Origin of the sequence: Enterobacter cloacae complex sp. P17RS (assembly GCF_014895885.1) — a bacterium.
Classification (GTDB): domain Bacteria; phylum Pseudomonadota; class Gammaproteobacteria; order Enterobacterales; family Enterobacteriaceae; genus Enterobacter; species Enterobacter bugandensis.
Window position 1 is genome coordinate 88,610 of sequence record NZ_JADBQK010000022.1, and the last position, 12,803, is coordinate 101,412.

The 12,803-nt window shown below is 61.5% G+C and carries 12 protein-coding genes; 9 read left to right on the forward strand and 3 right to left on the reverse strand.

All coding sequences use genetic code 11. From position 1 onward, the window contains the following. Positions 1-48: 48 nt before the first annotated feature. Genes menD through menE form a run of 5 tightly spaced genes read left to right on the forward strand, consistent with a single transcriptional unit; the run spans position 49 to position 5,669 of the window. A complete protein-coding gene (gene menD, locus IM265_RS16560) occupies positions 49-1,719 on the forward strand; it encodes a 2-succinyl-5-enolpyruvyl-6-hydroxy-3-cyclohexene-1-carboxylic-acid synthase (RefSeq protein ID WP_193030438.1) in 1,671 nt (556 codons plus the stop codon). Continuing rightward, positions 1,716-2,492 carry a 2-succinyl-6-hydroxy-2,4-cyclohexadiene-1-carboxylate synthase gene (menH, locus tag IM265_RS16565; protein WP_193030440.1) on the forward strand — a complete coding sequence of 259 codons (777 nt, stop codon included), beginning with the start codon at positions 1,716-1,718 and terminating at the stop codon, positions 2,490-2,492. Before menD ends, menH begins: the two co-directional genes overlap by 4 nt. Continuing rightward, positions 2,489-3,346 (forward strand): 1,4-dihydroxy-2-naphthoyl-CoA synthase, encoded by an 858-nt coding sequence (menB, locus tag IM265_RS16570; protein ID WP_028013920.1) that lies wholly within the window; start codon positions 2,489-2,491, stop codon positions 3,344-3,346. Before menH ends, menB begins: the two co-directional genes overlap by 4 nt. Beyond that, the gene (menC, locus tag IM265_RS16575) at positions 3,346-4,311 is read left to right on the forward strand and encodes an o-succinylbenzoate synthase (protein WP_063437061.1); all 966 of its coding nucleotides are present in this window, start codon (positions 3,346-3,348) and stop codon (positions 4,309-4,311) included. The genes menB and menC overlap by 1 nt, the downstream gene beginning before the upstream one ends. Continuing rightward, entirely contained in the window at positions 4,308-5,669 is a 1,362-nt protein-coding gene (gene menE / locus IM265_RS16580; RefSeq protein WP_193030442.1) for an o-succinylbenzoate--CoA ligase, read from the forward strand. The genes menC and menE overlap by 4 nt, the downstream gene beginning before the upstream one ends. Here the strand turns inward: menE and IM265_RS16585 are convergent, their stop codons facing one another. Genes IM265_RS16585 through IM265_RS16595 form a run of 3 tightly spaced genes read right to left on the reverse strand, consistent with a single transcriptional unit; the run spans position 5,670 to position 8,619 of the window. Further along, the gene (locus tag IM265_RS16585; RefSeq protein WP_041908947.1) at positions 5,670-7,184 is read right to left on the reverse strand and encodes a tripartite tricarboxylate transporter permease; all 1,515 of its coding nucleotides are present in this window, start codon (positions 7,182-7,184) and stop codon (positions 5,670-5,672) included. 11 nt (positions 7,185-7,195) lie between these two features. After that, on the reverse strand, positions 7,196-7,627 hold the full coding sequence (locus IM265_RS16590; protein WP_014884622.1) for a tripartite tricarboxylate transporter TctB family protein: 432 nt from the start codon (positions 7,625-7,627) through the stop codon (positions 7,196-7,198). 11 nt (positions 7,628-7,638) lie between these two features. Further along, on the reverse strand, positions 7,639-8,619 hold the full coding sequence (locus IM265_RS16595; protein ID WP_047363034.1) for a tripartite tricarboxylate transporter substrate binding protein: 981 nt from the start codon (positions 8,617-8,619) through the stop codon (positions 7,639-7,641). Between the two features lie 137 nt (positions 8,620-8,756). Here IM265_RS16595 and tctD point away from each other — a divergent pair, with 137 nt between their 5' ends. The 4 genes from tctD (at position 8,757) to IM265_RS16615 (ending at position 12,788) form a co-directional block, all read left to right on the forward strand. Next, positions 8,757-9,431, forward strand: coding sequence for a transcriptional regulator TctD (gene tctD, locus IM265_RS16600; protein ID WP_193030444.1), 675 nt, complete (start codon positions 8,757-8,759; stop codon positions 9,429-9,431). Further along, a complete protein-coding gene (locus IM265_RS16605; RefSeq protein WP_059355181.1) occupies positions 9,418-10,827 on the forward strand; it encodes a sensor histidine kinase in 1,410 nt (469 codons plus the stop codon). Before tctD ends, IM265_RS16605 begins: the two co-directional genes overlap by 14 nt. Positions 10,828-10,955: 128 nt before the next feature. Then, complete coding sequence (locus IM265_RS16610) at positions 10,956-11,495, forward strand: YfaZ family outer membrane protein (protein ID WP_047367983.1); 540 nt, start codon at positions 10,956-10,958, stop codon at positions 11,493-11,495. 93 nt (positions 11,496-11,588) lie between these two features. After that, complete coding sequence (locus IM265_RS16615; RefSeq protein ID WP_193030446.1) at positions 11,589-12,788, forward strand: nicotinamide mononucleotide deamidase-related protein YfaY; 1,200 nt, start codon at positions 11,589-11,591, stop codon at positions 12,786-12,788. Positions 12,789-12,803: the final 15 nt, after the last annotated feature.

Consider the following 12,803-nt stretch of genomic DNA (forward strand, 5'->3'; position numbering starts at 1 on the left):
TTTTTCTATTATTTATACTGTGTCGCATTCTTGATACCGGACAATCTCATGTCAGTAAGTTCTTTTAACCGACGCTGGGCGGCGGTGATCCTTGAAGCCCTGACGCGCCATGGCGTCAGGCACGTGTGTATTGCACCGGGTTCTCGCTCAACGCCGCTGACGCTGGCGGCGGCTGAAAACCGGGCGTTTGTTCACCACACCCACTTTGATGAGCGAGGCCTGGGGCATCTCGCGCTCGGGCTGGCGAAGGTCAGCAAAGAACCCGTGGCGGTGATTGTCACTTCCGGTACCGCCGTGGCGAACCTCTATCCGGCCCTGATTGAAGCCGGGTTAACCGGTGAAAAACTGATCCTGCTGACGGCCGACCGTCCGCCTGAGCTAATCGACTGCGGCGCCAATCAGGCCATTCGCCAGCCCGGACTTTTTTCTACGCACCCTTCGCAGACGGTTTCGTTACCGCGTCCCACCCAGGATATTCCTGCAAGCTGGCTGGTCTCCACCGTCGATCACGCCATGGCGACATTGCGCAGCGGGGCGCTGCATATCAACTGCCCGTTTGCCGAGCCGCTGTACGGCGAGCTGGACGATACCGGCCTTGACTGGCAGCGGTCGCTCGGCGAATGGTGGCAGAGCGAAAAGCCGTGGCTGCGCGAGCAGACGCATCTTGAGAGCGCGAAACAGCGCGACTGGTTCTTCTGGCGGCAGAAGCGAGGCGTGGTCATCGCCGGGCGCATGAGCGCCGCCGAAGGCAGGCTGGTCGCCGAATGGGCGCAAACACTCGGCTGGCCGCTGATTGGCGACGTGCTTTCCCAGACCGGCCAGCCGCTGCCGTGCGCCGATCTCTGGCTGGGTAACGCGAAAGCGGTTACTGAGCTTTCGCAGGCGCAGATTGTGGTCCAGATCGGCGCAAGCCTGACCGGAAAACGTCTGCTGCAGTGGCAGGCGACCTGCACGCCGGAAGAGTACTGGGTGGTGGATGCGCTGGAAGGGCGGCTCGACCCAGCGCACCATCGCGGCCGTCGTCTGGTGAGCAAAATTGATAGCTGGCTGGAACTGCACCCGGCGGAAAAACGTCAGCCCTGGGCGGTGGCGATCCCTGAGCTGTCGCGTCAGGCGTGGGAAATCACCAAAGCGCGCTGTGAGACATTCAGCGAGGCCGGGCTGGCGCACCGTATTCGCCAATACCTGCCAGAACAGGGGCAGCTGTTTGTCGGTAACAGCCTGGTCGTGCGGCTGATCGATGCCTTTTCGAAGCTGCCGGCGGGCTACCCGGTGTACAGCAACCGCGGTGCCAGCGGCATCGACGGGCTGATCTCGACGGCGGCGGGGGTGCAGCGCGCCAGCGCGAAATCGACGCTGGCGATCGTGGGCGATCTCTCCGCGCTCTACGATCTCAACGCGCTGGCGCTACTGCGTCAGGCGTCCGCGCCGTTTGTGCTGATTGTGGTCAACAACAACGGCGGGCAGATTTTCTCCCTGTTGCCAACGCCCCAGAGCGAGCGCGAGCGCTTCTACCTGATGCCGCAGAACGTGCAGTTTGAACACGCCGCGGCGATGTTCAGCCTGAAATACCATCGCCCGGAAAGCTGGGAACAGCTGGAAGCGGCGTTAAGCACCGCCTGGAAGCAGCCGGGCGCGACGCTGATTGAGCTGGTGGTGAACGAGGCCGATGGCGCGCAGACCCTGCAAAGCCTGCTGGCGCAGGTGAGCCAGTTGTGATCCTCTCGGGCGTGCAGCAGGCCGGAAAACCAGGCTATCCCTGGCTGGTCTTTTTGCACGGTTTTTCCGGCGACTGCCGCGAGTGGCAGGCTGTCGGGAAGCAACTCGGCGAGTATTCCCGGCTCTATCTTGACCTGCCGGGCCACGGTGCGTCCGGGAATATTGCCGTGACGGGGTTCGACGAGATGAGCACGTTGCTTACCCGAACCCTGCTTAGTTACAACATACTGAACTTTTGGCTGGTGGGGTACTCCCTCGGCGGCCGCATTGCGATGTTTCATGCCTGCCAGCAGCCGAAGGGACTGCTGGGGGTGATCGTTGAAGGTGGACATCCGGGCCTGCAGGATGAGGATGAGCGTCACGCGCGGTGGACATCCGACCGCCGCTGGGCGACGCGTTTTCGCACCGAACCGCTGGAAAAGGTCTTTACCGACTGGTATCAACAGCCGGTATTTGCTTCCCTCGCTGACCACCAGCGCAAGGCGCTTATTGCCCTGCGCAGCCAGAACAACGGCGCGACGCTGGCGAAGATGCTCGAAGCAACGTCGCTGGCCGTGCAGCCCGATTTGCGTGCCGCGATTAGCGTATGCAATTTCCCTTTTGACTATATCTACGGTGAACGTGACCAGAAGTTCGCGGCCCTGGCCGCTGAACTGGACGCCGTTCGCCATGCGATTCCAAACGCCGGACACAACGCCCACCGGGAAAACCCCGACGCGGTTGCCGCGAGTCTGGCTCAGATACTGCGTCTTCGAATAAAGGACACTCTATGATCTATCCTGATGAACACATGCTTTATGCGCCGGTTGAATGGCAGGACTGCTCCGAAGGCTACACCGACATTCGTTACCACAAATCCGCCGACGGCATTGCCAAAATCACCATCAACCGTCCGCAGGTGCGTAACGCCTTCCGTCCGCTGACCGTCAAAGAGATGATTCAGGCCCTGGCGGATGCGCGCTATGACGACAGTATCGGCGTGATCGTGCTGACCGGTGAAGGCGAGAAGGCCTTCTGCTCCGGTGGCGATCAGAAGGTGCGTGGCGACTACGGCGGATATCAGGACGATGCGGGCACGCACCACCTGAACGTCCTCGATTTCCAGCGCCAGATCCGCACCTGCCCGAAACCGGTTGTCGCGATGGTGGCGGGCTACTCCATCGGCGGCGGCCACGTGCTGCACATGATGTGCGACCTGACCATCGCTGCTGAAAACGCCATCTTCGGCCAGACCGGCCCGAAAGTGGGCTCCTTCGACGGCGGCTGGGGTGCCTCTTACATGGCGCGCATCGTCGGGCAGAAAAAAGCCCGCGAAATCTGGTTCCTGTGCCGCCAGTACAACGCACAGGAAGCGCTGGATATGGGCCTGGTGAATACCGTGGTGCCGCTTGCCGATCTCGAAAAAGAGACCGTGCGCTGGTGCCGCGAGATGCTGCAAAACAGCCCGATGGCGCTGCGCTGCCTGAAAGCGGCACTTAATGCCGACTGTGACGGTCAGGCGGGTCTGCAGGAGTTGGCGGGTAACGCCACCATGCTGTTCTACATGACCGAAGAGGGTCAGGAAGGACGCAACGCGTTTAACGAAAAACGCCAGCCGGACTTCAGCAAATACAAACGGAACCCGTAATGCGTCGCGCGCAGGTTTACCGCTGGCAGATACCGATGGACGCGGGCGTGGTGCTGCGTGAACGGCGTTTAAAAACCCGTGACGGCTTCTTCGTGCATTTGCAGCAGGGCGAGCGGGAAGGCTGGGGCGAGATTTCGCCTCTGCCAGGCTTTAGCCTGGAGTCGCTGGATGAGGCGCAGTCTGCATTGCTGACGTGGGTAAAGGCGTGGCGTGAGGGCGCAAACCCGGCATTACCGGACGCACCTTCCGCCGCCTTTGGCATCAGCTGCGCGCTGGCGGAGCTGGACGGTAGCCTGCCGGAAGAGGCTAACTATCGCGCGGCACCGCTCTGCACGGGCGACCCGGACGAGCTGTTCGCGCTGCTCGCCGCCATGCCGGGCGAGAAAGTGGCGAAAATCAAAGTCGGTCTCTACGAAGCGGTGCGTGACGGCATGGTCGCCAACCTGCTGCTGGAAGCAATCCCCGATCTGCACCTGCGTCTGGATGCCAACCGCGCGTGGACGCCGCTTAAGGCGCTGCAGTTCGCGAAGTACGTCAACCCGGCGTACCGCAGCCGCATTGCCTTCCTCGAAGAACCGTGCAAAACCCGTGATGATTCGCGCGCCTTTGCCCGCGAAACGGGGATTGCCATCGCCTGGGATGAAAGCCTGCGCGAGGACGATTTTGAATTTGTCGCCGAGCCCGGCGTCAGCGCGGTGGTGATTAAGCCGACGCTAACCGGCAGCCTGGCGAAGGTGCGCGAGCAGGTCTCGGCGGCGCACGCGCTGGGGCTGACGGCGGTGATCAGCTCGTCGATAGAGTCCAGCCTGGGGCTGACCCAGCTGGCGCGCATTGCCGCCTGGTTAACGCCGGACACGGTTCCCGGCCTCGACACGCTGAACCTGATGCAGGCTCAGCTTCTCCGCGAGTGGCCTGCCAGCACGCTTCCGTGCCTCGACGCAGAGGCGCTGGAGCCGTTGCTATGAGTTTTACCGACTGGCCCTGGCGTCACTGGCGCGCGCTTTTTGCCGATAAACCGGCTCTGCGGCTGAATGATGAAGCACTCACCTGGCAGCAGCTGTGCGTGCGCGTCGACCGCCTTGCGGCAGGGTTTCACCAGCAGGGCGTGGCGGAGGGCGACGGCGTACTGCTGCTGGCCTATAACCACCCGCAAACGCTGCTGGCATGGCTGGCGCTGCTTCAGTGCGGGGCACGTATTCTTCCCGTAAATCCGCAGCTGCCGCGCCCGCTGCTCGACGTGCTGATCCCGCAGATGACGCTGCGCTTTGCGCTGGTGCTGGACGGCAGCTACGACGGCCTTCACGGCCTGAGCATGTGCGAGCCAGCGGATGCGTACTGCGCTGCGTGGCAGCCGTCGCGGCTGGCCACCATGACGCTCACCTCCGGCTCCACCGGGCTGCCGAAGGCGGCGGTGCATACCTGCGCCGCCCATCTTGCCAGCGCCCGCGGCGTGCTGTCGCTGATGCCCTACGGGGATAACGACGACTGGCTGCTTTCGCTGCCGCTGTTTCACGTTTCCGGCCAGGGGATTTTATGGCGCTGGCTGCAGGCCGGTGCGCGCTTAACCGTGCGCGAGAAGCAGCCGCTGGAGCAGGCGCTACGCGGCTGCACCCACGCCTCGCTGGTGCCGACCCAGCTCTGGCGTCTCCTCAATAGCGAAAGCCACATCGTACTGAAAGCGGTGCTGCTCGGCGGGGCGGCCATTCCCGTGACGCTGACGCAAAAGGCCCGGGAACAGGGCGTTCGGACGTACTGCGGCTACGGCCTCACCGAGTTTGCCTCTACCGTCTGCGCAAAAGAGGCTGACGGCGATCCGGACGTGGGCCGTGCGCTGCCGGGCAGAGAGGTGCAGGTCGTTAACGGTGAAGTCTGGATCAAAGCGCAGAGCATGGCTTCCGGCTACTGGCGGGACGGCGCCCTGATACCGCTGACCAACGCGCAAGGCTGGTTTGCCACTCGCGATCGTGGGGAATGGCATGGCGACCGTCTGACGATTTTAGGCCGCATGGACAATCTCTTTTTCAGCGGTGGAGAGGGGATCCAGCCGGAATCGCTGGAGCGCGTTATCGCCGCGCATCCGCAGATTAACCAGGTGTTTATCGTCCCGCTGGATGACGCCGAGTTTGGACAGCGTCCGGTGGCGGTGGTGGAGTGCGAGCCGGGAACGGATATCACCCGTTTCCCGACCTGGGTACAGGGCAGGCTGGCGCGCTTTGAGCAGCCCGTTCACTGGCTGGTGCTGCCGTCTGAGCTAAAAAATGGCGGGATTAAGATCTCCCGCCAGGCGTTAAAGCAGTGGGTCAATGCCCAGCTGTCCGTATAGTTAGCCGATATCCGGCTCCGGTTTGCGCTGGCGACGACGCAGCAGGCGCAACACCGGCGGCACCACAATCACCATGACCGCGAGCGCTAACAGAACCTTCGCGACGCTGCTGTCCCACAGTATCGACACATTACCGTTGCTGATGGAAAGGGCGCGGCGCAGGTTCTGCTCCAGCATCTCACCCAGCACAAAGCCCAAAATCAGCGGAGACATTGGGAAGTGCATTTTTCGCAAGATGTAGCCGAACACGCCGAGGACCACCATCAGCACCAGGTCAAACGTGGTGCTGTGTACCGCGTAAACCCCCACCGCAGAGACGGCGGCAATGGCGGGCACCAGGAACCACAGCGGAATCGTCAGCATGCGGGTGAACAGCCCAATCAGCGGGATATTCATCACCAGTAGCATGACGTTGGCGATCAGCAGCGCGGCAATCAGCCCCCAGACAATATCAGGCTGCTCGGTAAACATCGCCGGGCCGGGCGTAATGTTATAGAGCGTCAGCGCGCCCATCATCACCGCCGTGGTGCCGGATCCCGGCACGCCCAGGGTCAGCATCGGGATAAACGAGCCGCAGGCCGAGGCGTTATTGGCCGCCTCAGGCGCGGCGACGCCGCGAATATCGCCTTTACCAAAGCTGTCGCTATTGCCGCTGAGCTTCTTCTCGGTCATGTAGGTGATGGCGCTGGCGATAGTGGCCCCGGCGCCCGGCAGGATGCCGACGAAGAAGCCAATCACCGACGAGCGCAGCGTGGCGCCGATGCACTGCGCGCCCTCTTTAGCGCTAAAGAGCATCCGGCCGGTTTTGCGCACCAGCGTCTGCCCGCTGCTGGTATGCTCCAGCATCAGTAAGATCTCAGAGACAGAGAACAGGCCGATCACGACGACAATGAACTGCACGCCATCGGACAGGTGAACGCTGTCGAAGGTAAAGCGATAGACCCCGGTGTTGGCATCCACGCCGACGGTGGCTAACCCTAAGCCAATCAGCGCGGATAAAAACGACTTCAGCGGATTTTGCGCCATCATGCTGCCGAGGCAGGCAATGGCGAACACCATCAGGGCAAAATATTCTGCCGGACCAAACGCCAGCGACCACTGGGCCAGCGCAGGAGCGAACAGAATAATGCCGCCAATGGCAATCAGTGAGCCAAAGAATGAACTGACCGCAGAGATGGAGAGCGCCACGCCGCCGCGTCCCTGCCGCGCCATTGGGTAGCCGTCCAGCGCGGTCATGATCGCCGCCGCATCCCCCGGCACGTTAAGCAGGATCGACGAAATGCGTCCGCCATATTCACAGCCGATGTAGACCGTTGCCAGCAGGATCAGTGCCGATTCCGCAGGCAGATGCAGAGCAAACGCCAGCGGGAGTAAAATCGCCACGCCGTTGATCGGCCCAAGGCCCGGCAGCAGGCCGACAATTGTGCCCACGAAACAGCCGATCAGGGCGATCACCAGGTTTTCCGGGGTCATCGCCACGGCGAACCCCTGCGAGAGGTAAATCCAGGTATCCATAGCGTGCTCCGTTAATTAAGCCAGGCGCCGAGCGGTAACGTCACGTCCAGCAGGCGGTCAAAGGCGTACCACAGTAAAATCCCCATCACCACGCCTGAGATCCCCGCCGCGGGGAGGGTGGCGTTAAACAGCATGCCGATGACCATCGTCAGAATGGCGGTCGCCACCGGGAAGCCGAGCCACTCAAAGCCCCAGGCATACATCAGCAGGACAATCACCATCACCAGCAGACGCTGCAGAATGCGACGCGGCGGCCACTCGACGGTATCCGGGTGGCGAAGCAGCAGCGCCACCGAGCAGAGCAGCATCAGGCCGACGATGCCCATCGGGAAGGGGCGGGGTCCCACGGGTTCATAGCTGTATTCGCTGTGGATCTGCCAGGCGACAAACATCCCGCCAACGCAGAGCAGCAGCCATATCCCGGCAAAAATACGATCGCTCATAGCGCCTCCGGTTATTTCGCCAGGCCAAAGGCTTTCGCCTGTTCGCGGTAGTCATTCACCTGTTTTTTGACGTACTCATCCAGTGGCTTACCGGTCAGGTTAAACTCAAACAGTCCGCGCAGATCGCGCTGTTTCTTAAACTCTTCGGTCTGCTGGAGCTTGTTGAACGCGTCGACCCACCACTGGTACTCGGCGTCGGTCACTTTTGGCCCGACGAAGAAGCCGCGGATGATCGGCCAGACCAGGTTATAACCCTGCTCTTTGGCGGTCGGGACGTTCGCCAGCTGGCCCGGCAGACGGTTTTCCGAGAAGACCGCCAGCACGCGGATTTTATCCCCGCTCAGGTACGGCACCATCTCGCTGAGATCGCCGGAAACGGCCTGAACGTGGTTGCCCATCAGCGCCGTGACCGGTTCGCCGCCGCCCTCAAAGGCCACGTAGCGCATCTTATGCGGGTCAACCTTCGCCTGCTGGGCGAGAAGGGCCGCTTTCATCCAGTCCTGGCTGCCGATAGACGCCCCTGCGCCAATCACCACGCTGTTCGGATCTTTTTCCATAGCGGTCAGCAGATCTTTCAGGGATTTCCACGGGGAATCGGCACGCACGGCAATCATTCCGTAGTCGGTGCCGACGGTCGCCAGCCAGCGCACGTCGTCCACACCGTAGCGGCCAAACTTGCCCTGCGACAGGTTCAGCAGCGAGCCGCCGGAGAAGGCCACCACCGTTCCCGCTTCCGCCGGACGTTGCGCGACAATCGCGTTATAGGCCACCGCGCCTACGCCGCCTGGCATGTAGGTGACGCGCATCGGTTTCTCAATGGCCTTCGTCTCCAGCAGGCTGACCTGAATAAGCTTGCAGGTGAGATCGAAACCGCCGCCCGGTTTGGCCGGGGCGATACATTCGGTACGGGACGGAGCGTCCTGGGCCTGAACGACAGAGGTACTCAACAGCAATACGCTTGCAGCAAGGGTAGAAAGTAATTGTTTTTTCATCGTTTATCCTCACGCCGGGGGAACGGGTCTTTTTTTCTGATTATGTGAACCACCTTGTAGCGGTTCCGTTGCGTGATTGTTAAAACAATAACCTTTCATTTCCCTTTCAACGGGACACCAACTTTACAGGATGTGACATGCGTCTCTTACTCGCAGAAGATAATCGTGAGCTGGCTCACTGGCTGGAGAAAGCGCTGGTGCAGGAAGGCTTTGCCGTGGACTGCGTCTCCGACGGACGTGCCGCCGACCATCTGCTGCAGGGTGAAAACTACGCGGTCGCTATTCTGGACATCGGCATGCCCGGTTTTGACGGCCTGGAAGTGGTCCACCGCCTCAGAAAACGGGGGCAAACGCTGCCGGTGCTGTTTCTTACCGCCCGCAGCAACGTGGCGGATCGGGTGAAGGGACTGAACGCCGGGGCAGATGACTATCTGCCAAAACCGTTTGAGCTGGAGGAGCTTGACGCGCGTTTGCGCGCCCTGTTGCGCCGAAGCGAGGGTCGAACGCAGGAGCGTCAGCGCCTTGGGGAGCTGGAGTATGACGACGAGGGCTTTTTCCTGCTGCGCGATGAACCGCTTTCCCTGACGCCGCGGGAGCTCTCCCTGCTGAAAGTGCTGATGCACCGCCGGACCCGTCCGGTTTCACGACAGCAGCTTTTCGACCAGGTGTTCAGCCTGAACGACGACGTCAGCCCTGAAAGCATCGATCTCTATATTCACCGGCTGCGTAAGAAGCTGACCGACAGCGGCGTGCGGATAACCACCCTTCGGGGGCTTGGGTACGTGCTGGAGTGCGGCGATGAGGTGGGTTAAGCCGCAGTCGCTCTATCTGCAGCTGTTGCTTTTCCTGGGTCTGCCGCTGCTGCTGCTGTGGGGACTGTCGGCCTTTAACAGCTACGTTAGCGCGCTGCAGGCGGCCACGCAGGCCTACGATCGCACGCTGTTATCCTCTGCCCGCACTATCTCCGAGCGGCTGGAGGTGCGCAACGGCAGGCTGGCGGTGGACGTGCCCTGGGTGGTGCTCGACAGCTTTGAGCTCAACATGAACGACCGGCTCTACTATAAGGTGGTCGACCCCGACGGACGGGTGATCTCCGGCTATGACGATCTGCCGAAGATGCCGCCTGCGACGTCGCGCACCACGCTCTATCCGGCGCTGGCCTGGTTTTACCACACCGAATATCGCGGCCAGGCGATTCGGGTGGCGCGCCTGCTGCAGCCCGTCAATGAAGATAATGTTTTTGGCATGGCAGAGATTTACGTCGCCGAGACGCTCCAGTCCCGCCGCTATCTCGCCAGCCAGCTGCTCTTTTCATCCTGGGTTTCACAGGGGCTGCTGGTGCTGCTGACGCTGGTGCTGACCGCATGGCTGCTGCGCCGCGTGCTGCGCCCAATGCGCCAGCTTTCGTCACTGATGGTGCGGCGCGAGCCGGGCCTGCTCGCACCGCTGCCGGAGCTGCTGCCCTGGTCGGAGACCCGGCTGCTGATAGTCGCCTTTAACCGCTATATCGACCGGCTGCGCGGCGTGCTTTCGCGTCAGGAACGCTTTAACGCGGATGCGTCGCACCAGCTCAAAACGCCGCTGGCGGTGCTTAAAACCCAGGTCTCCGTCGCCCTCGCGCGTCAGGATCCCGCCCTGTGGCAGGAGAGCCTGCGGGCAATGAATGCCACCCTGGACGACACTATCGTGCTCACCGAGCGGCTGCTGCAGCTTTCAGCGGTGAAGGGAAAAGAGCAGGGGGATCGTCATTTTACGCCTGTGGATCTGGTTCAGGTGGTGCAGAACTGCTGCTTTTCCCGGCTGGCGCAGGCGCGGAGCAAGGCGATTGATTTAGGATATGACGGTGTACAGCAGCCGGTCACGATCGAAGGCGATGACGTTCTGCTGGGCGAGCTGTGCGCCAACCTGCTGGAGAACGCGATTAAATATACGCCTGCAGGCGGGACCGTGACCGTATTCCTGCGCGTGGATGGCGGCGCCGTTGAGCTGAGCGTTGAGGACAGCGGCCCCGGCATTGAAGAGGATCAGATCTACCAGGCGATGCAGCCTTTCCACCGTCTGGACAACGTCGGGAACGCCGCCGGTTCCGGGATTGGGCTGGCGCTGGCGGGGGATATCGCCCGGCTGCACCGCAGCCATTTGCAGCTCACTCGCAGCGAAACGCTGGGTGGCCTTTGCGTCAAAATGCGCTTTCTGCTGCTTACGTAAAAAAGCCGGGGGTTTCAAATCGTTACAATCTTCCTGCCCGCCGCACGCAGAGTGCTTGATCCCCCGCAGACTCAGGTTAAAATCTCGCGGTTTTGGGGACTTCTCTATAATTATGCAGGATCGCGACAATGAAAAAAGTGGCATTACTGGGCCTCGGCCTGATGGTTGTATCTGCGGCGGCTAACGCCATTAGCATTAATGGTTCGGCGGGTCAGGACTATACCCACCTCGGTTTTGGCATGGGTACTGAGACCTCCGGTCTGGCAATGACCGGCGGCTGGACGCACAACGATGACGACGGCGACGCGGCAAGCCTCGGCCTCGGTCTGAATATTCCTCTTGGCCCATTCCTGGCCACCGTTGGCGGTAAAGGTATCTACACCAACCCGAATGACGGTGATGAAGGGTATGCGGCGGCTGTGGGCGGCGGTCTGCAGTGGAAAATTGGCGACAGCTTCGGCCTGTTTGGCGAGTACTACTACTCTCCGGATTCCCTCTCCAGCGGCATCGACAGCTATGAAGAAGCCAACGCCGGCGCGCGCTGGACCATCATGCGTCCGATTACCATCGAAGCGGGCTACCGTTATCTGAATCTGGCCGGTAAAGACGGCAACCGCGATAACGCGCTGGCTGACGGCCCGTACGTGGGCGTGAGCGCAGGCTTCTAATCGTTCCGGCGCGGCGTTCCGTCGCGCCAGTTTCTCTCATCTCCACCCCGCGTTTGCGCTATAGTGTTTTGACCAAATAAGCGGGAGAACACAATGATTAACGTGGAGATGTTATCCACCGGCGACGAAGTGCTGCACGGACAGATTATTGATACCAATGCTGCCTGGCTTGCCGATCTTTTCTTTGAGCAAGGATTACCGTTAACGCGCCGCAATACCGTGGGCGACAATCTGGAGTCACTGGTCGCTGTTCTGCGTGAGCGCAGTGAACAGTGCGACGTGCTGATCGTGAACGGCGGGCTCGGCCCCACCGGTGACGATCTCAGCGCGCTGGCCGCCGCGACCGCAAAAGGCGAAGGCCTGGTGCTGCACGAGGCGTGGCTTTCGCAGATGGAACGCTTCTTCTCCGAACGTGGACGCGTTATGGCTCCCAGCAACCGCAAGCAGGCTGAAATTCCCGCCAGCGCCGAGCTGGTTGATAACCCGGTCGGTACCGCCTGCGGGTTTGCCATACAGCTGAACCGCTGCCTGATGTTCTTCACGCCGGGCGTGCCCTCCGAATTTAAGGTAATGGTCGAGCAGCAGATCCTGCCGCGCCTTCGCGACCGTTTTACCCTGCCTGAACCTCCGCTGTGCCTGCGCCTGACCACCTTTGGCCGCTCGGAAAGCGATCTGGCCCAGAGCCTTGACCACCTTCCGCTGCCGCCGGGCGTCTCCATGGGCTATCGCTCCTCTATGCCGATCATTGAACTCAAATTAACAGGACCGGCCACGCAGAAAGAGGCGATGCTGGCCCTGTGGCCTGAGGTGCAGCGCGTGGCGGGCGAAAGCCTGATTTTTGAAGGGACGGAAGGGTTGCCTGAGCAGATTGCAAAACATCTGCAGACTCGCCAGCTCAGCGTGACCTTAAGCGAGCAGTTCACCGGTGGCCTGCTGGCGCTGCAATTGTCGCGCGTCAACGCGCCGCTGCTCGCCAGCGAAGTGGTGCCGTTTCAGCAGGAGACCCTGGCGCAAACCGCCCGCTGGGCTTCCGAAAGAAGGGTGAAGCATTTTGCCGGTCTGGCGCTGTTTGTCGGCGGGCTGGATGAGGATTACCTCAACTTCGCGCTGGCGACGCCGGAAGGCACCTGGGCGCTGCGGGTAAAAATGAGCATCACCCGCCACAGCCTGGCGGTGCGTCAGGAGGTGTGCGCCATGATGGCGCTGAATATGCTGCGCCGCTGGCTGAACGGCAAAGAGGTCGCCAGCGAGCACGGCTGGATTAACGTTGTCGAGTCGCTGTTCGTTGAGTAATGCCTGTGCCGGGGC

Coding starts and splice junctions, on each gene's coding strand:
- menD (WP_193030438.1), top strand. CDS start 49: ATGTCAGTAAGTTCTTTTAACCGACGCTGGGCGGCGGTGATCCTTGAA.
- menB (WP_028013920.1), top strand. CDS start 2,489: ATGATCTATCCTGATGAACACATGCTTTATGCGCCGGTTGAATGGCAG.
- menC (WP_063437061.1), top strand. CDS start 3,346: ATGCGTCGCGCGCAGGTTTACCGCTGGCAGATACCGATGGACGCGGGC.
- menE (WP_193030442.1), top strand. CDS start 4,308: ATGAGTTTTACCGACTGGCCCTGGCGTCACTGGCGCGCGCTTTTTGCC.
- IM265_RS16585 (WP_041908947.1), bottom strand. CDS start 7,184: ATGGATACCTGGATTTACCTCTCGCAGGGGTTCGCCGTGGCGATGACC.
- IM265_RS16590 (WP_014884622.1), bottom strand. CDS start 7,627: ATGAGCGATCGTATTTTTGCCGGGATATGGCTGCTGCTCTGCGTTGGC.
- IM265_RS16595 (WP_047363034.1), bottom strand. CDS start 8,619: ATGAAAAAACAATTACTTTCTACCCTTGCTGCAAGCGTATTGCTGTTG.
- tctD (WP_193030444.1), top strand. CDS start 8,757: ATGCGTCTCTTACTCGCAGAAGATAATCGTGAGCTGGCTCACTGGCTG.
- IM265_RS16605 (WP_059355181.1), top strand. CDS start 9,418: ATGAGGTGGGTTAAGCCGCAGTCGCTCTATCTGCAGCTGTTGCTTTTC.
- IM265_RS16610 (WP_047367983.1), top strand. CDS start 10,956: ATGAAAAAAGTGGCATTACTGGGCCTCGGCCTGATGGTTGTATCTGCG.
- IM265_RS16615 (WP_193030446.1), top strand. CDS start 11,589: ATGATTAACGTGGAGATGTTATCCACCGGCGACGAAGTGCTGCACGGA.